Consider the following 23,453-nt stretch of genomic DNA (forward strand, 5'->3'; position numbering starts at 1 on the left):
ATGACCGTTCAAGACACGCTGCGCAACGTCCTGCCGGAGATGGTGGCGATCCGCCGCGACCTGCATGCCCATCCGGAGCTCGGCCTGGAGGAATTCCGCACCTCGGACCTCGTGGCGCGCCATCTCGAAGGCTACGGCTACACGGTGACGCGGGGACTTGCGAAGACCGGCCTCGTCGCCACGCTGGCAAACGGCACGAGCCGTCGCGCCATCGGCATCCGCGCCGACATGGACGCGCTGCCGATCGAGGAGGAGACCGGCCTCGAATACGCAAGCCGCAATCCCGGCCGGATGCACGCCTGCGGCCACGACGGCCATACGACGATGCTGCTCGCGGCGGCGAAGGCGATCGCCGAGCGGCGCAATTTCGACGGCACCGTGCACCTGATCTTCCAGCCGGCCGAGGAGAATTTCGGCGGCGCGAGGATCATGGTGGAGGAGGGACTGTTCGAACGGTTTCCCTGCGACGCGGTCTTCGCGCTTCACAACGAGCCGGGCCTGCCCTTCGGCCAGTTCGCGCTGCGCGAGGGGCCGATCATGGCCGCCGTCGACGAGGCGCGCATCACCGTCAATGGCCGCGGCGGCCACGGCGCGGAGCCGCAGGAGACGGCCGATCCCGTCGTCGCCGGCGCTTCCATCGTCATGGCGCTGCAGACCATCGTCTCGCGCAACATCCATCCGCTCGACCCGACGGTGGTGACGGTCGGCGCCTTCCATGCCGGCTCGGCGAGCAACATCATCCCCGAGCGCGCCGAGATCACCGTCGGCATCCGCTCCTTCGATCCGAAGGTGCGCGACGAGCTGGAGGCCCGCATCCGCCTGATCGCCGCCCGTCAGGCCGAAAGCTACGGCATGAGCGCCACGGTCGCCTACGAGCGCAGCTACGACGCGACGATCAACCACAAGGCCGAGACCGACCTCCTGCGCGATCTCGCCGTCCGCTTCGCCGGCGCCGACAAGGTGGTCGATCTTGCCCGCCCCTTCATGGGCAGCGAGGATTTCGCCTATATGCTGAAGGCGCGGCCCGGCAGCTATTTCTTCCTCGGCGGCAGCCGCGGCGGCAACGATCGCTCGCTGCACCATCCGGCCTACGATTTCAACGACGATCTCCTGCCGATCGGTGCCGCCTTCTGGACGGAGCTCGCCGAGCACTACCTGCGCGCCGCCTGACGAAAAGGAAAAGCCGCAGGAACCGGAGTTCCTGCGGCGTGCGGGGACATCGCACCGAAAGGACGAGGGCAAGAGCGGCTTTGCCTGCCGCGAATTGCACGAAGGACTCCGGATCAGCGGACGCGCAGCTCCGGCAGCTTCAGCGGAACCGACGCCGTGTGGCTCTCGTCCAGCGCTTCCTTCGCGACCCGGCTGCTCAGGCTGTCGAGCACGAAGTCGCCGGCGCTCGTCTCCACCACCAGCACCATGCGGCGCCCGGCGTCGTCCTCGCGCGGCGCAAGGCGCAGGGCGTTGGCGGGCAGGCCGTGATGGATGAGGCGGTCGCGCTTGGCGCGGGCGGCGGCCTCGCCTTCGATCGGCATCAGGCCGGCCGGCCGGTAGGCGCGAAGCTGCGGCCGTGCGGCGGGTTTCTCGTTGACGAGCTGGTTGACGATGGTGAGCGTCAGGTAGAGCCACGGGGAGAAGGCCGGCGCCATATGTGTCGCCTGCCGGTCCTGCGAGACCGCCTCGGCCCTGACGGCGATGGCGATGCCGGCGGTGCGGCTCGCCGAGCCGAGCATCACGGCATGGGCGGCTGCGGCGGTGAGGCCGAGGCTTGCTGCGGCGAGCATGACGATGCGTGCGAACTTCAGCATTTCGATGGTCCCTGCTTCCGATCCGGCGGACGGTCCGCTCTCTTGTGACCTCACCATACCCGGCCGGATTTGCAGGCCGCTTAAGCCGATGCGTAGAATTTTACGGATCGGGCGGATTTTCTGAAAATAAGGCGCGAAAGGAGGGCGTATTTTATGAAAAGGTGACGCACCTGACGCAGCGTGATCTGGCCAGCCTCGCGCCAGCTTGCTTGCCTAGGTTCCGCCTCGGCCAGCATGCAGGCCCGAAGGCGGAAGACAGGACCGCACCCTCCTTCCGCCCGACCCCCGGGCCTGCATGTGGCCCCGATCGCCCGGAAACCTGCGACGACAGGTGCCTTTCCCCCCGGCCGATCCTCTGCTATCCCCTCCCGCAAAAGAAGGAGACCGGAATGGCGAAGACGGCGGCCGAATGCACGACGATGGTGGATATCCGGGAAAACATCGACCGGGTCGATCGCGAGCTGATGGCGCTCTTCGCCGAGCGCTGGAGCTTCATCGGCCGCGCCGCGGAGATCAAGGCCGGCCTCGGCCTTCCCGCCGACGTGCCGGAGCGCGTCCGCCAGGTGCGCGACAACGCGCGGGCGAATGCGGCCGCCCACGGCCTCGACGGCGATTTCTACGACGATCTGTGGGCGCGGCTGATCCGCTACGCCATCGCGCACGAGAAGAAGCTGCTCGGCGAGGAGTGAAGCAATTCCAGCAAAGGTGCGTAGCGGCTTTGCGTCCGGAACTGCGTAGAAGAATAAGGCCTCACAGCATGTTGCGCTTGCCGAGGTGGTCTTCCCAGTCGAGCGCGGTGCGCACGATGAAGGCGAGGTCGTCGTGCTTCGGCGTCCAGCCGAACTCGCGCATGGCGACGGCGGGATTGGCGACGATGGAGACGGCGTCGCCCGGCCGCCGGCCGGCGATGTTGACCGGGAAGTCGCGGCCGGAGACCGCCTTCACCTGATCGAGCACCTCCAGCACCGAGAAGCCGCGGCCGTAGCCGCAATTGGCGACGATGGAGCCGCCGCCCGCGCGCATGCGCTGTAGCGCCTTCAGGTGTGCGTCGGCGAGGTCGGTGACGTGGATGTAGTCGCGCACGCAGGTGCCGTCCGGCGTCGGGTAGTCGGTGCCGTAGACGTCCATACCGGCGCGCTTGCCGAGGGCCGCCTGGCTCGCCACCTTGATGAGATGGGTGGCGCCCGCCGTCGACTGGCCGGTGCGCCCGCGCGGGTCGGCGCCGGCGACGTTGAAGTAGCGCAGCGCCGTATAGGTGAAGTCATGGGCGGCGGCGGTGTCGCGCAGCATGATCTCCGTCATCAGCTTGGAGGTGCCGTAGGGCGACTCCGGCCTCAGCGCCGCCGTTTCCGTGACCGGTTCGGCGCTTTCCGGCGTGCCGTAGACGGCGGCCGTCGAGGAGAAGACGAAATGCGGGACCTTGGCCTCGACCGCCGCGGCGATCAGCGCGCGCGACTTGACCGTGTTGTTCTCGTAGTAGGAGAGGGGATCGGCGACCGACTCGGGCACGATGATCGAGCCGGCGAAGTGGACGATGGCGTCGATCCGGTTCTCGGCGAAAATCGCGGAAAGCAGCGCCCGGTCGGCGATGTCGCCCTCGTAGAAGCGCGCCTCCGGGGCGACCGCCCAGCGGAAGCCGGTGGAGAGCCGGTCGAGCACGACGACCTCCTCGCCCGCGTCGATCAATGCCCAGACCATGTGGCTGCCGATGTAACCTGCGCCGCCCGTGACGAGAACCGCCATCTATCGCTCCCCGAATCGCTCCGATGCACGCCGTGATAGCATCTCCCGGGGCCGGCGTCAGCGCGCGGCGATGTAGCGGGCGAGGCGGTCGGCGGCCTCCGCCACGTCCTTCGGGTCGCGCAGGAAGCAGGCGCGCATGAAAAGCTCGCCGCCGGGGCCGAAGGCGGTGCCGGGCGCGAGCCCGACGCCGGTGCGGTCGACGATGTCGAGCGCGGCAAGGCGCGAATCGGTGACGCCGTCGATCTTGAGGAAGGCGTAGAGCGCGCCGTCCGGCTTCAGCGTCTCGACCCGGTTGGTGGCGATCAGCGCGTCGCAGAGGAGGTCGCGGTTCCTCGCCGCCTTGTCGATGTTCGCCTGCACGAAGGCGTCGCCCTCGTCCAGTGCCGCCACCGCGCCGCGCTGCAGGAACTGCGGCACGCCGGAGGTGGAATACTGCACGAGGTTCTCGATCACCTGGCCCATCTCCGGCGGCGCGACGATCCAGCCGACGCGCCAGCCGGTCATCGACCAGTTCTTGGAGAAGGAATTGACGAAGAGGACCCGGTCTCCCTCCTCCATGACGTCGAGGAAGGACGCCGCCCGGCCGCCGGCATAGTGGTAGCGCGCATAGATCTCGTCGGCCATGATCCAGAGCCCGTGCCGGCGGGCGATGGAGATGAGGGCGGAGAGGTCCTCGCGCGTCGCGGTCCAGCCGGTCGGGTTGGAGGGCGTGTTGACGAAGAGGACGCGGGTCTTCGGCGTGATCGCCGCCGCCACCCGGTCGAGATCGAGCCGCCAGCGGCCGCCGGAAAAGTCGAGCGTCACGGGGATCGTGCGGGCGCCGGAGAGCTCGGCCGCGGCGGCGAAGTTCGGCCAGGCCGGCGTCAGGTAGACGACGTCGTCGCCGGGCGAGGTCAGCGCCTCCAGCCCGAGCTTGATCGCCTGCATGCCGGAGCCGACGACGTAGAAGTGCTCGGCCGGGAGCACCGCGCCGAAATGGCGGGCATAGTAGCGCGAGAGGGCGGCGCGCAGCTCCGGGATGCCGCGCTGCCAGGTGTAGAAGGTCTCGCCGGCAAGAAGCGCCTCGCTCGCCGCGCGCGCGATGAAGTCCGGCGTCGGCAGGTCGCCTTCGCCGACCCAGAGCGGGATCAGCCCTTCGCGGCCGCGCGCATAGTTGACCAGCTCGACGATGCCGCTTTCCGGCGCGCCGAGCGCGCGCGGGCTGAGGCTTGCAAGGACGCTCATGGAAATCACTCCGCCGGTATTGCTGCTCCGAATGCCGGAAGCTCTACCCCGTTTCGTGCGGGTGTTCACGCGCGTTTTGCTGACGTTTCCATCGATTTTGTTGATCCTACGGCCGGCCGCTCTCGGTGCGCATGTCGGCGAAGGCGCGGATGGCCTCGCGGTTGCCGGTCTCGGCCAGCGCCTCGAACAGCCGCAGCGCGTCGGCGCGGCGGCCGAGGTTCTTCAGCGAATAGGCGCGCAGCACCATCAGGTCCGTGGGCTCCGGCCGGTAGCGGGTGCGCTGGTCGAGGAAGACCAGGGTCTCGCGGTAGCGCTTCGCCCGGAAGCTGCCGACGGCGCGGTCGGAGAGGATCGCCGCCTGCAGCTCGGCGGCGCGGCTGCCGTCGAGCTCCGCCCGCGTCGCCGCCACGGCGGCGTCGCTGGTGAGACCCGCCCTGAGATAGGCGAGGCTCTGGCCGTAGGCCGCGTCGCTGCGGGTCCGGCCGCTTCCCGAAAGGGCCACCTCGAAGGCCTGCGCGGCTTCCAGCGGCCTGTTGACGTCCATCAGGCACCAGCCGAGCGAAAGCGCGCTCGCCGCCGGCATGCGGGCGGGATTGCGCGTGGTGCGGCATCCGGCGCTGCCGGATACCCGCACGGCGGTGACGACGGCGGCCGGCTCGTCCGCCGTCTGCCGCTGCCGCACGGGCCGGCGGCGATCGGATTTGCGGAGCGTTTCCGTCGCTGCGGCGCGTGTCCGCTCGTCCCGTTCGCCGTCGCGCTCGCCGAGCCGGGCGATGCGCTCGGACCGGCCGGCCCAGGCGCGCTGGACGGCGGCGACGCCCGCCCCGTCCTCGAGCCGCAGGCGCGCGACCGCAAGGCCGTAGGCGGCCGGTTCGTAGTCCGCCTTCCAGCGCAGCGCCTGGTCGAACCACTCCTCCGCCGTCGCCGGCTGGTCCGCGGCAAGCGCATACCAGCCGAACTGCTCGGCGGTCTCGGGATGGCGCTGCTCGACCGTCACCCGGGCGATGCGGCCGAGCACGTCGGCGTCGAGCCTCTGCGGCGGGTCGAGCGCCAGCAGGTTGGTGGTCGCGGCGAGATAGGTGTTCATCGCCTCGCCGGAGCTCGTCCGCCAGGGATACATGATCGCCTCGGCCTCCGCCGGCATCTTGCGGGCGAGCAGGATCAGGGCGAGCCCCTGCGAGGCCGAGGCGGAGTCCTCGATCGTCCGCGCCTTGCGGAAGAAGGGTTCCGCCGCCGCGTTGTCGTCGCGGCGCAGATGATACCAGCCGAGCAGCAGGGCGTCGGAGGCGAGCCCCTCCGTCGTGGTGAGCTTCTCGACGATGGTGAGCCAGGCGGGCGCCACGGTGATCGTCGCATCCGCATCGGCCGCGCCGACGAAGCGGCGCGCGAGGTCGTTGCGGATCGGATCGAATTCCCGCGTGCCGTCGGCATTGCTGCGCTCGTGCGCGAGGACGTCCTGCATGTCGGCATAGCCGAGCACGGTCGAGGCCTTCTGCACCGTCGCAAGCCGGATCGGCGCGTCCGCGCAGTTGGTGAGCATGTAGGTATAGGCGTCCTTGGCCCGCTGGGTGCGGTCGGTCCTTGCGAAGGACTCCGCCACCCGCCAGAGCACGTCGGCGTCGCTGCAGGTGAGCAGGCTCGGGGTCTCGGCGCCGAGGCGCACCACCTCCTCGTCCTGCCCCGCATTGGAGGCGGCGATCAGGCGCGCCCGCTTCTCCGCCACGTCGAGCCGTTCCACGAGGTCGGCGGGCGGGGTCCATTGCGGATCCTCCGCCTGCCGCCTGGCGATGGCCGCGCGCACGTCGGCCAGGCGCGACTGGCTGTAGAGCGACCACATCGCCTCCAGTTCCCTGTCCTCGTTCTCGGGAATGGCGAGCGGGTTCTCCGGCGGCGTCCAGGTCGGATAGAGCGCCCGCAGGCGTGCGATCTCCGCGTTGAGCCGCGCCGTGTCGCCGCGGGCGGCGAAATAGCGCAGCGCACTCTCGTCGACGACGGGGCCGGCCCGGCGTTCTTCGGGCACCGCGTCCGCCTGCGCCACCTCCAGCATGCGCGGCCGCTTCGCCGCGGTGCCGACGCGTCCGCCGCGCTCGGGGAGGGCTATACCGTCGAACGCGCGCAGATCGGCGAACCGGGGCATGCCTTCCGGCACGCCCAGGGAGACGCCGGCGACGCCGGCCGCCCCGGCCGAGAGGAGGGCGAATGCCATCAGGATCGACTTCATCCCGAATTCCTTCGGTTCGAACGCATAACGGACGGGCTGCGCGCGGCGAAACCCGGTCAGGCCGATAAGAACGCGTTATGGTTAAGCTGCGGTAAACGGCCGCGTCAGTCCTGCCGTCCGAAGCGGCGGAGCAGGCCGGACGTGGCCATCCCGAGCAGGACGGCGAGCGCGCAGAAGGCCGCCGCGTAGGACAGGATGTTCGACGACATCCAGTTCGCGGCGATCAGGCGCAGGTTGCCGAAGGAGAGCGGTTGGGTCGGCACGAAGCGAACCTCGGCCGCCTCGCGCACGTCCAGCGCGTCCACGTCCTTCGTTTCCAGGCTGAGATAGCCGCCGATCTCGTGCCAGCGCTCGTCGCCGGCGATCGTCTCCATGCCCGCGCGCAGATCGGCTCCGGTCGGCGCGGCAAGCACCGTCCAGGTCGCCGTCCCGCCGGGGCTGTCGCCCTGGGCGACGAGGAAGCGGGCGGTCTCGGGCGGCGTCACCATCATGTCGCTGCCGGGAAGCAGGCGGAGCGAGGACAGCGAGATGTCGAACGTCTCCTGCAGCCAGTCCTCCAGCGCCGAGAGCCAGCGCCGCCAGACGCCGCCCCGTATGCGCGACTGCCATTCCTGCATCGCGTTCCCGTCCTCCGCCGTCCGGCGGGTCTCTCCGGACGGGGCGGGCGCGTGCCAGGTCGAGGCGCTCTCGCCGGAAAGATGCGCCTGGGCGAGGACCGGCTGCGGCAATTGCGAGATCGCGCCGATCAGCACGGCGTTGCGCTCGCCGATCGACAGCGCCGAGGCTTCCGGGCTCACGCGGAGCGTCCGGCCGGCGGAAACGGCGAGCTTGCCGAGGAAGGTGGCGCCCGCCGAGAGCGTGTCGCCGTCCAGCCTGTCGAGATAGAGCGCGACCGGGTCCTCCTGCCGCGAATAGGGAAAGCCCGTGCCGGCGAGCGCCGCCAGATCCGGAAGCCGGGCGATGCGGGCGAAGCGCGGCATCTGGAATTCGGACGTGTCGAACAGGGCGAAACGCGGCTCCTCGCGAGCGCTCGCGCCCGGCGCGCAGACGGCGTCCGCCTCGATCATCAGGATCGCCTCGATGTCGATGCGGTTCGGGCCGGGACGGAAATGCCGCATCGTCACCCGGATCGGCAGGTGACGGAAGATGCCGCCGTTGCGGCTGGCGATCGGCACCGTCGAGGCGATGTTGCCGTTGACGTAGATGTCGATGTGGCTGCCGGGCAGCACCTCCGGCGAGTAGGCGGCGTCGAGCAGGAGCGTCGCCTCGCCGTAGGCGTCGGCATAGAAGTCGGAGGGGATGCCGATGTCGAAGCCCGTCTGGAAGCGCCGCCCGCTGAACTCGCTGGTCCGCACGCCGAGGGCGGAAAACGCTAGCGTCGCCTCGCCGGCCACGAGCGGCACGTCCTCCGCGTCGCGCCGGTGGACGCTCAGCGCCTGGCGCGTCAGCGCGAGGCTGCGCTCGGTGGGCGAGACGACGCTCTCCACGGCCGCATCCACCGCCGACCAGTCCGGTCCGCTGAGGAGCAGGAGCTTGCCCCCGCCCGCCGGCGCGTCGACGAAGGTCGAGACGCTGCCCGAGGCGGCCGCCGCCGGAAGGGCGGGAAGCAGCGCCGAAAGCCCGCCCGCCGTGCCGAGGACGACGGTCATCTCGCCCGGGCCGGTGGCCGCGGGCAGCCGGTTCGTCACCTCGAAGGACTGGTTGGGCATCTTCGCCAGCAGCGCCAGACCCTGGCTCAGCCGCATCAGCGTGCTGGTCGAGGCAGGCTGGTCCATCTCCGGCGCGACCAGCACGAACCGGGTCCGGCCGGCGGGATCGAGGCCGACGGCGGCGATGTCGTCGATCATCGGCGGGCTGCCGCCGTCGCCCGGCGGAACGGCGAGGAAGGTCCGCGCCGGATCGAGCGCCGTCCACAGGTCGTAGGTCGAGCGGATCGTGCAATCGGTCCTGTGGCGGTGCTGTGCGGTGAAGGTCACGCGGTTCATGCCCGGACGCAGCAGCCCCGCCGGCAGGTCGAAGCGGATGTCGGTGACGCCGTCCGGCGAGCGCACCGGCAGGTCGCCGACGACGGTGCCGTTGACGAGGACGGTGAGCTTCGAGGCTTCGGGCGCGACGACGATGGCGTTGGAATAGCCGAGGCCGATCGATTGCGCCGCCGTCGCCTGGTGCTGTGTGAGATAGACCGGGAAGGAGCGACTCGCGGTCTCGCCCTCGAGGAGCAGCGACCGGGCCGGGATGATGTAGTGGCGCCCCGGCAGGCCGGTCGCTGCCGCCTGTTCCTCGGGCCGGGTGGCGACGGTCGCGGCACCCGCATCCTCGCCGGCCGGAGGCGTGCCGCGCTCGCGCGACATGTCGAAGGGGGCCGCCTCCTGCGCGGGAGCCGCCACGGGCGGCAGCGCGAGGGCGAGGCCGAGAAGGAGGGCCCGCGCGCTCATCGAACGGTCTCCCGCTTCGCCGGGCCCCTCATGCTGCGCAGGAAATAGAGGAGGCCGCGGCTCGTCTGATAGGCCGCGACGCCGAGGAACCACAGCGAGCCGCGCGTCAGGCCCGGGTTCGAGCGCCGCGAGATCTGGAAGTCGCTCCACTGGTTGGAATTGGCGAAGATGAGGTCGGCGACCAGCGAATGGTGCCGCGCCTCGGCGGGCATGAAGCGGCAGCCGATCGCCAGGATGTTGCCGAGGTTCTCGGTGTTGCGGATCTCGACCGGCAGGGTCTCCTCCTTTTCCCGGCCGTAGGGCGTGAAGCGCAGGAAGGCGGTCTCCCCGCGCGCGGGGTCGGCGTCGACGCCGAAGACCTGGAGCCGCGCGCCGTGCGCGGAGACGTTCTCCAGCGTCGCCGGATGATCCTCGCCGCCGAGGTTGAAGGTGCAGCGGCGCTTGACGGCGACGCGGCGGCTCGCCGCCCGCTCGCTGCGCTCCGACACGACGCCGAGCGCGCAGCCGGCGATGATGAGGTTGAAGAGGTTCCAGCCGCCGACGACGAAGGTGACGTCGGCCTTGTAGGGCTCGGAATGGAATCGGTAGATGCTCATCAGGAAGGCGACGAACAGCACGGCGAAGATGACGAAGAACGGCCGGCTGAGCTCGGAGAGCCGCGCCACGCTGATCGACTCGTCCTTCGCCGTCACCTTGAAGGTCGGCTTCGCCGGATTGAGCATCACCGAGACCACGGCCGGCAGCAGGTGCACGGTCTGCACATATTCGTAGAGCTCAGAGATCCACGGCCAGCGGAAGGAGCCGTAGAGGTAGTTCTGCATCATCAGGTTCACCACCATGTAGGCGAGCGTGTAGGCCAGGAACTCGCCGCCCGAGGCCATGAAGATCTGCAGGTCGAAGAACAGGTAGAAGAGCGGCGCGACGAGGAAGATCGTGCGCGGGAAGGGAAACAGCCAGAACAGCGTCGACGACATGTAGCTGAGGCGCTGCGGCAGCGACAGGCCGCGCTTGAAGAGCGGGAAGTGGAAGCGCATGATCTGCATCATCCCCTGCGCCCAGCGGCTGCGCTGGCCGATGAAGCTGGCGAAGGTGGCCGGCTGCAGGCCGGCGATCAGCGGCTTGTCCACGTAGACGCTGTTCCAGCCGCGCGCGTGCAGCGCGAGCGCCGTCTCGCAGTCCTCGGTGATCGAGCGCCCGCTGAAGCCGCCCGCCTCGGCGAGCGCGCTGCGCCTGAGCACCGCGGCCGAGCCGCAGAAGAAGGCGGCGTTCCACTTGTCGAGGCCGCGCTGGATGATGCCGTAGAACATCTCGTTCTCGCTCGGCATCTTCTCGAAGGTCCTGAGGTTGCGTTCCAGGGGATCGGGATTGAGGAAGAAGTGCGGCGTCTGCACGAGGAAGAGCTTGGGGTCGTCGGCGAAATGGCCGACGGTCTCGCGCAGGAAGGCGCGTGCGGGCGCATGGTCGGCGTCGAAGACGGCGACGAGCTCGCCGCGCGAATGCTGCAGTCCGTTGTTGAGGTTGCCGGCCTTGGCGCTCTCGTTCCGCGCCCGCGTCAGGTAGTTGACGCCGAGATCGCGGCAGAGCGCCTGCAGCTCGCGGTGCCGGGCCTCCGCCATCTGCGCCTCGAGCACGGATGCGGCGTTGCGCTTCTGCTCGGTGCCGCCGTCGTCGAGGAGCCAGACGGTCAGCCGGTCGGCCGGATAGTCCATCCCCTTGGCGGCGGCGAGCGTGTTGGCGAGCAGGCCGATCTCCTCGTTGTAGCTTGGCACGAAGACGTCGACGGTGGGCAGCCTCTCCTCCTTCGCGGTGCGGCTCCTGCGCGGCGAAAGCGGCATCGCCACCACGAAGAGGCTGAGCGCCAGCATCATCACGCTGTACATCTCGGCGAGATAGAGCAGGAAGCCCGGGATGAAGTTCTCGAGCTGGTTGACCGGCGGCAGGGTGCTCGTCGTGCGCCAGTAGACGTAGCGCAGCACGACGGCGGTGCCGAAGGCGAGCGCGATCAGCCGCCAGATGCCCTCCGCCCGGATCACCTTGATCGCCGCCATCAGCGTCACGACGGCGATGCTGGCGACGAGCTGCGTCTGGAGATTGATCGGCAGCGTGATGACCAGAAGCACCAGCGCGGCCACGAGCGCCCAGACGATGATCGTACCGATATGTCCCATTCGCTGTCCTTCGCCGCTGTCTCGCACCTCCGGCGGGACCCTAAGACCGATTGCGTTAACGAAGCATGAGGCGCGCTAGTCGCAGGTCGCCGCGCCGGCGGCGTCCGCCACGCACACCGGCGAGGGGACGACGACGGCCTCGCCCGACACCGAACCGGACGGCGAGGGCACGAGTATGGCGTCTTCCGCGGTCTGCCGGCGCTGCGTCGTCCTTCCGGTTTCCTGCCGGATGCGCTCCGGCGTGGCCGTAACCCGGCGCGGCCGCACCGCCCCGTCCTCGAGCGGAACGGCGAGCGGCTCGCCGCCGCCGACCTCGCCGACGCCGGGCGGCGTGCCGTAGGGATTCCAGACCGCGCCGGAAAAACCGCCGACGATCGTGAAGCCGTACATCTGCTGCACCAGGTCCTTTTCCGACGCGCCGGCCTGGCAGGCGCGCAGCCGTACCTGAATCATGCCCTGGTTGCCGCGGATGTCGCGGTCCGCATTGTCGGAGCGGATCTGCTGCCAGCCGTAGAGGCAGCCGTCGCCGCCCGCACCCGCGCCGTAGGCATAGCCGAAGGGGCCGTAGTTGTTGCGCACGAAATGCGGGGAGATGGCAAGCGTCCGCCCCGGGAAGTAGCGGGCGATCTCCGCGCGGATCGCGGCATGCTGCACCGGCTTGTAGGCGAGCGTGCCGCCGGGCATCGCCACGGTCTCCGCCGGTCCGAAGACCTGGATGCCGAGGAAGTTCTGCCCGGGCGTCGCGGCCTCGGTCGAGAGCGCGACCTGCTGCTCGATCGCATTGGTATATTGCCGCTGCACCACGCTGACGATCGACCAGGTGCCGGGGGCCGGAAGGATCAGGGCGCTGGAGGCGGGCGCCGTCGTCGAGAGGGTGGCGACGCCCGCGCCGGGACGGGCGGCGCAGCCGGCGGCGGCGATCGCGAAGGCGGCCGTCAGCAGGGCGGCCCGGCGGCGCGCGGACGGGAAACGACCGAAGGAGCGAATCGTCGCGGAATCAATCATGCTCCATTCATATTGTGCCGCGGCCGGAATAGGAATCCTTGATATTGGCGATCCCCGCCCGCCTGTCCGCGAGGTGGCGACCGGCTCAGGCGAGCGTCGCCACCGGATCGACGAAGCCCGCCGCGATGACGCGGTGAAGGCCGTTCAGGCGGCTTGCGAGCGCAGAGGCGCTCTGCGGCGCGTAGCCGACGTCCATGCGCGGCAGCAGGTGCGGATGGGAAAGATGGGCGGCAAAGAGATGGCCCGGCCGCGTCGTGAAGGAGGCTTCGAAGCCCGCCTGCGCCGCCAGCCGCGCCTCGCGCGCGCCGCAGGCGTCCTCGTCGCCGTGCGGATAGGCGAGGTAGGGGACCGGCTGGCCGAGGAGGTCTTCGAGATAGCGCTTGTTGGCCGGAAGCTCGGCCGCCACCTCCGCATCCTCCAGGCCCGACAGGAAGCGGTGGCTGACCGTATGGGCGCCGATGCGAACCAGCGGATGGCGCGCGAAGGTCTTCAGCTCCTCCTCGTCCATGGCGTAGAAATCGACGAGCGCCGGCAGGTCCACGCCGTATTTGGTAAAGGTCGGCGCGAGCGATCTCGCCCTTGCGTTGTCCGTGCCGATCCACGCGGTCACCTGGCGCATCAGCGCGACCTTGCTGGCGAGGTCGACGCATTCGAACCGGCGCTCCATCGGCGGAATGTCCACCGCGTCCCGCGTCTTGGCGATCTCCCGCAGGGCGATCCACCAGGCGTAGAGCTCGCGCGTCATCATGCCGGTCGGCACGAAGAGGGTCATCGGCGCCTCGGCCCGCTCGAGGATCGGCAGGGCGTTCGTGCGGTTGTCGCGGTAGCCGTCGTCGAAGGTCAGCAGCGCGAAGGGCCGGCTGTCCGGCTCCGCGAGGCGGCGCAGTCCCTCCTCGATCGTGACGATGTCGCGGCCGGCGGCGCGCACGGTGTCGATGATGTGCGCGAGCTGCGCCGGGCCGCAGCCGGTGCGCAGCTCCCCGTCCACATCGGCATGGATCTCGTGGAACATCAGCGCGATCCCCTTGCCGCTGTAGCGGCGGGCGAGAAGGTCGCCCAGGCCGGAGCGGTGGGCCGTCTCCTCGCAAAGCCGGGCGAGCTTCGGCTGGGCGATGCCGGCCAGCCGGCGCGGCAGGGCCGAAACCGGTTCCGATTGCAGATCGCGCATCAGCCGCCGGACGTTATCCAGGAAATATGACATCGAATTTGAGCCCTCTACCCGCCGGATCCGCGCCGGGCGGATTCACGAAATCGCAATGAATTGATCCCTATTTATCGGGCTCTATTAATGGAAGCATTCCATGACCAGACCCTTAATATCGGCCGTCATTCCGTGCTTCAACACGAGGGACTGCGTCGCACGGTCGGTGCGCAGCGCCCTCGCGCAGGAGAAGGTGGCGGTGGAGGTCGTCGTCGTGGACGACGGGTCCACGGACGGAACGCCCGACGAGGTGGAGCGGGTCTTCGCCGGCGATCCGCGGGTGCGGGTCATCCGCCAGCCGCGCAACCTCGGCCCGTCCGCGGCACGCAACGTGGGCTTCGCCGCCGCGCGCGGCGAATGGACCGCATTGCTCGATTCCGACGATTTCTGGCATCCGGACCGGCTGCGGCGACTGCTGGAACACGCCCACGAGGCCGAGTTCATCGCCGACAACCTGATGGGCTTCGACGCGGTCGCGGACCGGGAAACCGGCCCGATCTACACCGGTCTTTCCGATCGCTTCCTGTCCTTCCGCGACTTCCTGCTGCCGACGGCGGCCGACCGCCACGACTTCGGCTACCTGCAGCCCGTCGTCCGGACGGATTTCCTGCGCCGCCACGCCATCGCCTATCGCGAGGACCTGCGGTCTGGCGAGGACCTGCTGTTCAACCTGCGCATCCTGGCGGCCGGCGGACGGGCCTTCTATGTCGATACGCCGCTCTACGTCTATGCGACACCCGTCGGCGCGATCAGCCGCAGCGCCTCGCCCCATTCGCGCAGCACGGCCGACGCCCGGCCGCTGATCGCCGCGCTGGAGGAGTTCCGCCGCGAGGTCGCCGACCGGCTGACCGCCGCGGAGCGGGAGGCCTTCGACCGGCGCCTCGCCGATCTGCGGGCGGGGGTGCCGATCGGGCGGTTCCACCGCGCGCGGGCGAGCGGCAACTATCTCGACATGATCCGGCTCATCCTCGCCGAGCCCGTCGTGCGCCGGAAGATCCTCGCACGGCTTCTCGGGGAAAAGCCGGTGGCGGACGGGCGGACATAGGCCATGGGCTTCATCGGCGCATCGGCGCTCAGCACCATCACCGGCATCGTCTCGCTGGCCTCGGGCTTCATGGGCAGCATCATTATCGCGCGGCTGCTCGGCCCGCACGGCTCCGGCGAGGTCGCCTTCGCCCTGTTCGTGGCGACGACCGGTGCCCTGCTGGCCGGCTACGGCGTGCCGAACGTGCTGCTGCGCTACATGCAGACATACGACCGGCCGGGCAATCCCGGCGGCGGGCTTGCTCGCCTGCTGCTGGCCAATTTCCTGGTCCCGGCCGTCCTGGGCCTGCTCGTGCTGCTGGGCTATGCCCTGTGGCTGTACCTGACGGATGCGCAGGCGGAGCACATACCGTCCGTCTGGGTGATGGCGGGGCTGATGCTGTTCGCCTATGCGATTTCCGGCGTGGCGGATGCGGCGGCGCGCGGCCTCAATCGTTTCGCGGAATCGGCCCGCTATGCGTTCATCGGCTGCCTCCTGCAGGTGCCGCTGATCGCCCTCGGCGGCTATTTCTACGGCGTGCCCGGCGCGCTCGTCGGTTACGTGGCGCGGTGCCTGCCGCAGGTCGTCCGCATACGCGAATACATCGCCCGCAGGCCCGATCCGGACGTGGCCGTCACGCCCAACATGAAGGCCGTCGGCCGCAACAGCTGGATCTCGTCCATCATCGGCATGGTGGTCTGGACCCGCATCGAGCTGCTTTTCCTGGGTGCCTATTTCGCTGCCAGCGAAATGGGCCACTATGCGGCCGGCCTGACGCTCGCGGGGCTGGTCGTCCAGCTTCCCGGCCAGATGCTGGGAGGCCTGACGCCCCACATCGGCGCGCATCACGACAACGGCAACATCGATCTCATGCGCGTGACGTGCGACCGCATCATGCGCTGGCTCGGTCTCATGATCCTGCCCATCTGCTTCGGCGGCGCGGCCATTATGGGCGAGCTGCTGCCGCTGCTGTTCGGGGCGGAGTTCGCCGAGGCGGTGCCGATGGCGCGCGTGCTCGTCGCCTTCGCCTTCCTCACGGCCCTCAGCACCGTGCCCTCCATCGTCATCAATGCCTGCGAGCGCAGCGACTTCTTCCTCCTGATCGCGCCCGTCACTGCCGTCCTGTCCATCGCCGTCTTCGCTCTGGCCGTTCCCTTCGGCGGCGGCCTCGGTGCGGCATGGGGGCGGACCCTGGTGCACGGCGTGTGGCTCGCCTGGCTGCTGGCCTTCTGCTGGCGGCGCCTGTCCATTCCGGTGAATGTCAGGGATATGCTGCTCATAGGCTTCGCCGCACTCCTCTGCGCGGGGGCCGCCTACGGCGTACTGCTGCAAATCGGCGGAATCGTCGGCATCACGCTGGCCGTGGCGGCGGGCGCCATCGTCTATGCGGTCGCGCTCCGCGTGCTGCGGGTGGTGCCGCGCGACGATGTGGAGGCGCTGATCACCAACCTTCCCTCCCGCATACCCAGGACCGTCTCGTCCCTGGCCTATCGCGTGATGATGGCGGTGGCGGTGACGCCCGGACGGGCGGTGGGCTGACCGATGGTCCGGACGTCTCCCGTCGCCTTCGCCGGCTGTGCCGGCCATCTCACCCTGCCCGCGGCGGCGACCGTCGAGAGGACGGGCGTCGTGCTTTGCCGGAGCTGGGGTGTCGACGAACTCTGCACGCGCAAGTTCCTGCGCACCGTCGCCGACGATTTCGCCGGCCGGGGCTTTCCCGTCCTGCGTTTCGACTATCCGGGCACCGTGGATTCGCTGGACCGGCCGGAGGGCGAGACCCTCGACGGCTGGACGGATGCCGCTGCCGCGGCCTGCGACCTGCTGAAGGACGCCGCCGGCTGCCGCGATGTCGTCCTGCTCGGCCTCGGTCCGGGCGCGCTCATCGCCGCCCGCCTCGCCGCCCGGCGCGAGGACGTCGCCGGCCTGATCCTCGCGGCGCCGGCGGCGAACGGCCGCCGCTTCCTGCGCGAGACGGCCATCAAGGCGCGTGTCGTCTTGGAGGGTCTCGGATTGCCGCCGGACGACGCGCCCCCGGGAGGGAGCGTGGCGATCGGCGGCCTCGTCCTGCCTGTGGGCGTCGCGGCGGGGCTCGGAACCGCCGCCATCGACATGGGGGCTTTCGGACGGCGGATGCCCTGCCTGGTCGTCGCGCGGGAGGAAACCGAGGCCGACGCCGCGCTCGGCCGTGCTTTCGAGGCGGCGGGACATGCCGTCACGGTGCAGCCGTTCGCCGGCTATGCCGAGCTGATGGCGAACCCGACGGATTCCGTGCTGCCGCGCCCCGTCGTCGTCGCCATGTCCGAATGGCTCGCCGGGACGTATGCGCACGGCGAGGCTTCCCGGACGGCGTCGCCCTCGGTTCCGGCGGCCGCTCGGCTGGCGGGCGAGGGTTTCGTCGAGGAGGGCGTGGTCTTCCGGCCGGACGCCCCGCTCGCGGGGATCTTGTGCCGTCCCGACGGTCCGTCCGTCCGGGGGGATCGCCCGGTGGTGGTCTTCCTCAATGCCGGCTACGACCATCACGGCGGCTGGGCGCGATGCTGGGTCGACGCCGCCCGTGCGCTTGCCCGCGACGGCGTGGCCTCGCTGCGCTTCGATCTTGCCAACGTCGGCGACAGTCCGGCGCGCGCCGGCGAGCCCGACCAGGTCCTCTACACCGACGGGCCGATCCGCGATGTCGTGGATGCGCTCGATTTCCTGCAGGCGGCCTGCCCCGGGCGGGTCGTGCTCGTCGGCCGGTGCAGCGGAGCCTACACGGCCTTCCACGCCGCCTGTCGCGATCCGCGCGTCGCCGCGCTCGCCCTGATCAACCAGCTTCGCCTCATATGGGATCCGGACGAGAACCTGGCGACCGTCGCCCATACGCGGCTGCGCAGCGCCGGCGAATACCGGAAAAGGTTGCTGGACCCGCGCCTCGTCCTGCGCATCCTGCGCGGAGAAAGCAGCGTCCCCGGCTTCCTGCGCGCGCTTTCGTTCCAGCTCCTGTCGCGGCTGTCCCATGCGCTGGCACCCTTCGTCCCGTCGATCTCGAAGCACGGGCGTTTCCAGGCCGAATGCCGCCGGATGTTCGCCGAGCTGGACCGCCGGCAGGTGCCGATAGGCTTCCTCTGCTCGCACGGGGACGAGAGCCTGGAGCAGCTGTCGCTCTATTTCGGGCGCGATCGGCGCAGGCTGCGCCGGTTTGCCCGGGCGCGCGTCGATATCCTTCCCGATGCCGATCACAACGTCACCCTGCCCGCGGCCAGGCAGGAACAGCAGCGATGGCTGCAGGATCTCGTCTCGACGGTCGATCGCGGCTGACATCCGTCCGCTTTCACGCTAGATGGCTGGAAGCATTCGATGAGAGGACAGATCATGACGACAACGGCAGGAGATTTCGCGACGGGAACGTTCGTGGGCCGCGTGTGGCGGCCGGACGCGCAGGGCCCGTCCCTCGTGGTGGTGCGCGACGGCAGGCTCGTCGACATCACCTCCCGCGCCGCCCCCACCATGCGCGACCTGCTCGAGAAGGACGATCCGGCCGCCTTCGTCCGCGCCGCCGAAGGCGAGACGCTGGGCGAACTCGACAGCGTGCTTTCTGATTCCGTCGAGGGCGCCGGCGCGCTCTCCCGCCTGCACCTGCTCGCGCCCTGCGACCTGCAGGTGGTGAAGGCCTGCGGCGTCACCTTCGCCCGCTCGATGATCGAGCGGGTGATCGAGGAGAAGGCGGCCGGCAACCCGGCGCTCGCCGAGAAGATGCGCGCCCGCGTCACCGCCATCATCGGCGACAGCCTGCGCGACCTCAAGGCCGGCTCCGAGGAGGCTGCCAAGGTCAAGGCGGCGCTGATCGAGGAGGGCGTCTGGTCGCAATATCTGGAGGTCGGCATCGGTCCGGACGCGGAGGTCTTCACCAAGGCGCCGGTGCTCGCCTCGGTCGGCTGGGGCGCCTCGGTCGGCCTGCACCCGATCTCCAGATGGAACAATCCGGAGCCGGAGATCGTGCTCGCCGTCGATAGTCAGGGCCGCGTCAAGGGCGCGACGCTCGGCAACGACGTCAACCTGCGCGACGTCGAGGGCCGCTCGGCGCTGCTCCTCGGCAAGGCGAAGGACAACAACGCCTCCTCGTCGATCGGTCCCTTCATCCGCCTGTTCGACGAGACCTATTCGCTCGACGACGTGCGCACGGCCGATCTCGACCTCCTGATCGAGGGCGAGGACGGCTTCGTCCTCAAGGGCCGCAGCACCATGCGCGAGATCAGCCGCGACCCGCTCGACCTCGTCTCCCAGACCGTCGGCCGCCACCACCAGTATCCGGACGGCTTCATGCTGTTCATGGGCACGCTCTTCGCCCCCGTCGAGGACCGCGACGCGCCCGGCCAGGGCTTCACCCACAAGACCGGCGACCGGGTGACGATCTCCAATGCCGAGCTCGGCCGGCTGGTCAACACCGTGCGGCTCTCCACCGAATGCCCGCCCTGGACCTTCGGCACGGCGGCGCTGATGCGCAACCTCGTCGCACGCGGCTTTCTCTGAGACCGGCGGGGAGGGGGACGTGGACGAGACGAGCCGCAGGATCCTCCGCCTGCTCCAGGACGAACCGGAGCTCACCGTCGCCGAGATCGGCGAGCGCGTGGGCCTCAGCCACACGCCCTGCTGGCGCCGCATCAAGGAGATGGAGCGGCAGGGCGTGATCCGCGGCCGCATCGTGCTCGTCGATCCGAAGCAGGTCGGCTTCGATGTCTCCGTCTTCTGCTTCGTGCGGCTGAAGCAGCACGACGAGGAGACGCTCGTCGAGTTCGAGAAGGCCGTGAAGGCGATGCCGGAGGTCGTGCAATGCTACTCGATGACCGGCGAGCACGACTACGTGCTGCGGGTGCTGACGAGCAGCGTGCGCCAGTACGAGGAGATCCTGAAGAAGGCGCTCCTGAAGCTCCCGGGCGTCGGCTTCGTCAATTCGAGCTTCGCGCTCGACGAGCTGAAGAACACCCATCGCCTGCCTCTTTGAGGCCGATGAGGACGGCTTTGCGTTTCGCGTGCCCTTTTGCGGACGCTATCCCTCGAATGTGATCTTTCCCCGCGAAAATAAGGACCCGCTCCTCCCCTTCGGGGCGTAAGCTCCTACATAGAGAGGATGGCTTTCGTGGAGGAGGGCCATCGAGGAGGAAGTCATGCTGAAGCAGAGCTTTTCTCTCGAGGACAAGTATACGGCGGAGGACGGCAGGATCTTCCTGTCCGGCATCCAGGCGCTCGTGCGCCTGCCGATCGTCCAGATGGGGCGCGACCGCGCCGCGGGGCTGAACACCGCCGCCTTCATCTCGGGTTATCGCGGCTCGCCGCTCGGCGGCTACGACCAGCAGCTCGCCAAGGCCGGGAAGCATCTCGCCGCCAACGGCGTCGTCTTCCGCCCCGGCGTCAACGAGGATCTTGCGGCGACCGCCGTCTGGGGCACGCAGCAGCTTCATCTCTTTCCCGGCGCGCGCGTCGACGGCGTCGCCGGCTACTGGTACGGCAAGGGGCCGGGCGTCGACCGCTGCGGCGACGTCTTCAAGCACGCCAATGCGGCAGGCGCGTCGCGGCACGGCGGTGTGCTCTGTTTCGCCGGCGACGACCATTCGGCGAAATCGTCCTCCGTGCCGCACCAGTCGGACCACGCCTTCATGTCGGCGCTGATGCCGGTGCTCTATCCGTCCTCGATCCACGAATTCGTCGAATACGGCCTGCTCGGCACGGCGATGTCGCGCTATTCCGGCTGCTGGGTCGGCATGAAGTTCATCTCCGACACGGTCGAGACGACCGCTTCCGTCGACCTCGCCGGCGAGCGCCGGCAATTCGTGATCCCGGAGGACTTCGAGCTGCCGCCCGGCGGCCTCAACCTGCGCTGGCCCGATCCGCCGCTGCCGCAGGACGAGCGGCTGCAGACCTGCAAGGGCTATGCCGCGATCGCCTTTGCCCGCGCCAACCGGGTGGACGAGGTGACGCACGATTCACCCGACGCCCGCTTCGGCATCATCGCCTCCGGCAAGGCCTACGAGGATGTGCTGCAGGCGCTGAAGGAGCTCTCCATCGGCCCGAAGGAGATCGCCGCGATCGGCATGCGCGTCTACAAGGTGCGCATGCCCTGGCCGCTGGAGCCGGAAGGCGTGCGCGACTTCTCGCGCGGGCTGGAAGAGGTCCTCGTGGTCGAGGAGCGCCGCGAGATCATCGAGAACCAGATCAAGCAGCAGCTCTTCAACTGGCATCCCGGCGAGCGGCCGCGCATCATCGGCAAGTTCGACCACGAGGACAATCCGTTCCTGCCGCTGTCGCAGGCGCTCTCCGTCGGAATGGTGGCGCGCGCCATCGCGGGCCGCCTGCTGCATCTCGAGTTCGACCTCGGCCTCAAGAAGGTGATTGCCGACGAGCTCGCCTATCTCTTGGAGCGCGAGAAGATCCGCAAGGGCCACGCCCCGCCGCTGGAGCGCGTGCCCTATTTCTGCTCCGGCTGTCCGCACAACACCTCGACGAAGGTGCCGGAGGGAAGCCGGGCGACGGCCGGCATCGGCTGTCACTACATGGTGCAGTGGATGGACCGCTCGACGGCGACCTTCACCCATATGGGTGCGGAAGGCGTGCCCTGGACGGGGATTGCGCCCTTCACCGACGAGAAGCACATCTTCGTCAATCTCGGCGACGGCACCTATTACCATTCCGGCATCCTCGCCATCCGCCAGTCGGTCGCCGCCGGCGTCAACGTCACCTACAAGATCCTCTACAACGACGCCGTCGCCATGACCGGCGGTCAGGCGATCGACGGGCCGCTCACGCCCGAGGCCGTGACGCGCCAGCTCCATGACGAGGGCGTCGCGCCGATCTATCTCGTCTCCGACCGTCCGGAAGCCTATGCGCCCTCCGGGCTCGCGCCCGGCGTCAGGGTGCGCCACCGCGACGAATACGACACGGTGATGCGCGATATCCGCGAGGCTCCCGGCTGCTCGGCCATCGTCTACGTGCAGACCTGCGCGGCGGAGAAGCGCCGGCGCAGGAGCCGCGGCCTGATGGAGGATCCGCCGGTGCGGCTGATGATCGAGCCCTCGGTCTGCGAGGGCTGCGGCGACTGTTCCGTCCAGTCGAACTGCGTCTCCGTCGAGCCGCTCGACACCGAGATGGGCCGCAAGCGCCGCATCAACCAGTCGACCTGCAACAAGGACTATTCCTGCCTCAAGGGCTTCTGTCCCTCCTTCGTAACGGTGACGGGCGGGCGGCTGCGCAAGGCGGCGGGAAGCCGGCCGGATCTTTCCGGCCTGCCGGAGCCCGAGGTCGTGGAGATCGCCGGCCGCCCCTGGAACATCGCGATTGCCGGCATCGGCGGCACGGGCATCCTGACGATCAGCGCCATCCTCGGCATGGCCGCCCATCTCGACGGCAAGGCGCCGATGATCCTCGACATGGCCGGGCTCGCCCAGAAGGGCGGCGCGGTGATGAGCCACCTGCGCATCGGCCTTGCCGACCGCGACGTCTCCTCGCCGCGCATCGTCACCGGCGGCGCCGACCTGCTGATCGCCGCCGACGAGGTGGTGGCCGCCTCCAGGGACGCCGTCACGCTCTGCGACAGCGGCCGCACCACCGGCATCGTCAACACCAGGCTGACGCCGGTCGCCGATTTCGTGCGCAGCCGCGACTTCGATTTCCGCACCCGCGCCGTCGAGGGCACGGTGCGCGCGGCGCTGAAGGAGCCCTCGCATTTTCTCGACTTCACGACCATCGCCGAGAAGGTCGCGGGCAACGCCATGGCGACGAACATCCTGATGACGGGCTTCGCCTGGCAGAAGGGGCTGATCCCGCTGTCGCGCCAGTCAATCGAGCAGGCGATAGCCTTGAACGGGGTCGCCGTCGACGCCACGCTCGCCGCCTTCGGCTGGGGCCGGCTGATCGCCGCCGACCCCGTCCGCGCCGGAAGGCTGCTGCAGCCGGAGAAACAGGCCCCGACGCCGGAGACGATGGCGACGGAAGAGCTGATCGCTCACCGCATGAAGCACCTGACCGCCTATCAGGACGACCGGCTCGCCGCCCGCTACGCCGCGCTGGTCGAGCGGGTCCGCGCCGCCGAACGGCAGCTCCGCCCCGACGACCGGCTGACCCGCATCGTCGCCGACGTCCATGCGCGGCTCCTCGCCTACAAGGACGAATACGAGGTGGCGCGGCTCTTCTCCGCCCCCGCCTTCCGCGCCGGGCTGGAGGCACAGTTCGACGGCAAATACGCGATCGCCTTCAACCTCGCGCCGCCCTTCCTCAAGGGCCTCGACGCCACGGGCCGGCCGCGCAAGCGCCGCTTCGGCCGCTGGATCCTGCCGGTGTTCCGGCTGCTGGCGATGATGAAGGGCCTGCGCGGCACCGCCTTCGACCCGTTCGGCCGCACGGCCGAGCGGCGCATGGAACGCCGGCTGATCGCCGACTACGAGGCGCTGGTCGAGCATGTCCTTTCGCGGCTCGCGCGCGGGAACATCGAGGAAGCCGTTGCGCTTCTCTCGCTCTACGGCGAGATTCGCGGCTACGGGCCGGTGAAGGAGGAGGCCGCCCGTCGCGTCAAGGCGCGCGAGGCGGAGCTTGTCGCAGCCTTCGAGACGGCGGCGGGACGGCAACGGGAGAAGGCGGCCGCCTGAGGGCGCTGGAGC

At 69.6% G+C, this 23,453-nt stretch carries 16 protein-coding genes; 8 read left to right on the forward strand and 8 right to left on the reverse strand.

The genetic code is table 11. From position 1 onward, the window contains the following. Positions 1-1,170 carry a M20 aminoacylase family protein gene (locus tag NNZ72_RS10155; RefSeq protein ID WP_257315188.1) on the forward strand — a complete coding sequence of 390 codons (1,170 nt, stop codon included), beginning with the start codon at positions 1-3 and terminating at the stop codon, positions 1,168-1,170. A 113-nt stretch (positions 1,171-1,283) separates the two neighbouring features. Here the strand turns inward: NNZ72_RS10155 and NNZ72_RS10160 are convergent, their stop codons facing one another. Continuing rightward, positions 1,284-1,805: a transglutaminase-like cysteine peptidase gene (locus NNZ72_RS10160; RefSeq protein ID WP_257315189.1), complete on the reverse strand. Its 522-nt coding sequence runs from the start codon at positions 1,803-1,805 to the stop codon at positions 1,284-1,286. 389 nt (positions 1,806-2,194) lie between these two features. On the opposite strand from NNZ72_RS10160, the gene NNZ72_RS10165 reads away from it, so the two are divergent. Further along, a complete protein-coding gene (locus tag NNZ72_RS10165) occupies positions 2,195-2,494 on the forward strand; it encodes a chorismate mutase family protein (RefSeq protein ID WP_257315190.1) in 300 nt (99 codons plus the stop codon). A 61-nt stretch (positions 2,495-2,555) separates the two neighbouring features. Here NNZ72_RS10165 and galE read toward each other — a convergent pair whose 3' ends face one another. From galE to NNZ72_RS10200, 7 genes are all read right to left on the reverse strand, one after another. Then, a complete protein-coding gene (gene galE, locus NNZ72_RS10170) occupies positions 2,556-3,548 on the reverse strand; it encodes a UDP-glucose 4-epimerase GalE (protein WP_257315191.1) in 993 nt (330 codons plus the stop codon). A 57-nt stretch (positions 3,549-3,605) separates the two neighbouring features. Continuing rightward, complete coding sequence (locus NNZ72_RS10175; RefSeq protein ID WP_257315192.1) at positions 3,606-4,772, reverse strand: pyridoxal phosphate-dependent aminotransferase; 1,167 nt, start codon at positions 4,770-4,772, stop codon at positions 3,606-3,608. A 106-nt stretch (positions 4,773-4,878) separates the two neighbouring features. Then, a complete protein-coding gene (locus NNZ72_RS10180) occupies positions 4,879-6,993 on the reverse strand; it encodes a cellulose synthase (protein WP_257315193.1) in 2,115 nt (704 codons plus the stop codon). A 104-nt stretch (positions 6,994-7,097) separates the two neighbouring features. Next, positions 7,098-9,428, reverse strand: coding sequence for a cellulose biosynthesis cyclic di-GMP-binding regulatory protein BcsB (locus tag NNZ72_RS10185; protein ID WP_257315194.1), 2,331 nt, complete (start codon positions 9,426-9,428; stop codon positions 7,098-7,100). Beyond that, positions 9,425-11,596, reverse strand: coding sequence for a UDP-forming cellulose synthase catalytic subunit (gene bcsA / locus NNZ72_RS10190; RefSeq protein WP_257315195.1), 2,172 nt, complete (start codon positions 11,594-11,596; stop codon positions 9,425-9,427). The genes NNZ72_RS10185 and bcsA overlap by 4 nt, the downstream gene beginning before the upstream one ends. Positions 11,597-11,671: 75 nt before the next feature. Beyond that, a complete protein-coding gene (bcsN, locus tag NNZ72_RS10195) occupies positions 11,672-12,601 on the reverse strand; it encodes a cellulose biosynthesis protein BcsN (RefSeq protein WP_257315196.1) in 930 nt (309 codons plus the stop codon). An 85-nt stretch (positions 12,602-12,686) separates the two neighbouring features. Further along, the gene (locus NNZ72_RS10200) at positions 12,687-13,769 is read right to left on the reverse strand and encodes a polysaccharide deacetylase family protein (RefSeq protein WP_257315197.1); all 1,083 of its coding nucleotides are present in this window, start codon (positions 13,767-13,769) and stop codon (positions 12,687-12,689) included. Positions 13,770-13,902: 133 nt separating this feature from the next. On the opposite strand from NNZ72_RS10200, the gene NNZ72_RS10205 reads away from it, so the two are divergent. The 6 genes from NNZ72_RS10205 to NNZ72_RS10230 all read left to right on the forward strand — a co-directional run bounded on the left by NNZ72_RS10205 (position 13,903) and on the right by NNZ72_RS10230 (position 23,441). After that, entirely contained in the window at positions 13,903-14,847 is a 945-nt protein-coding gene (locus tag NNZ72_RS10205; RefSeq protein ID WP_257315198.1) for a glycosyltransferase family 2 protein, read from the forward strand. Between the two features lie 3 nt (positions 14,848-14,850). Continuing rightward, on the forward strand, positions 14,851-16,365 hold the full coding sequence (locus NNZ72_RS10210; protein WP_257315199.1) for a lipopolysaccharide biosynthesis protein: 1,515 nt from the start codon (positions 14,851-14,853) through the stop codon (positions 16,363-16,365). 3 nt (positions 16,366-16,368) lie between these two features. Beyond that, positions 16,369-18,123, forward strand: coding sequence for an alpha/beta fold hydrolase (locus tag NNZ72_RS10215; protein WP_257315200.1), 1,755 nt, complete (start codon positions 16,369-16,371; stop codon positions 18,121-18,123). A gap of 54 nt (positions 18,124-18,177) precedes the next feature. Further along, positions 18,178-19,335, forward strand: coding sequence for a fumarylacetoacetate hydrolase family protein (locus NNZ72_RS10220; RefSeq protein WP_257315201.1), 1,158 nt, complete (start codon positions 18,178-18,180; stop codon positions 19,333-19,335). A 19-nt stretch (positions 19,336-19,354) separates the two neighbouring features. Then, positions 19,355-19,807, forward strand: coding sequence for an Lrp/AsnC family transcriptional regulator (locus NNZ72_RS10225; protein WP_257315202.1), 453 nt, complete (start codon positions 19,355-19,357; stop codon positions 19,805-19,807). A gap of 163 nt (positions 19,808-19,970) precedes the next feature. Further along, positions 19,971-23,441, forward strand: coding sequence for an indolepyruvate ferredoxin oxidoreductase family protein (locus tag NNZ72_RS10230; RefSeq protein WP_257315203.1), 3,471 nt, complete (start codon positions 19,971-19,973; stop codon positions 23,439-23,441). Positions 23,442-23,453 lie beyond the last annotated feature (12 nt).

The organism is Shinella pollutisoli (assembly GCF_024609765.1).
Taxonomy (GTDB): Bacteria; Pseudomonadota; Alphaproteobacteria; order Rhizobiales; family Rhizobiaceae; genus Shinella; species Shinella pollutisoli.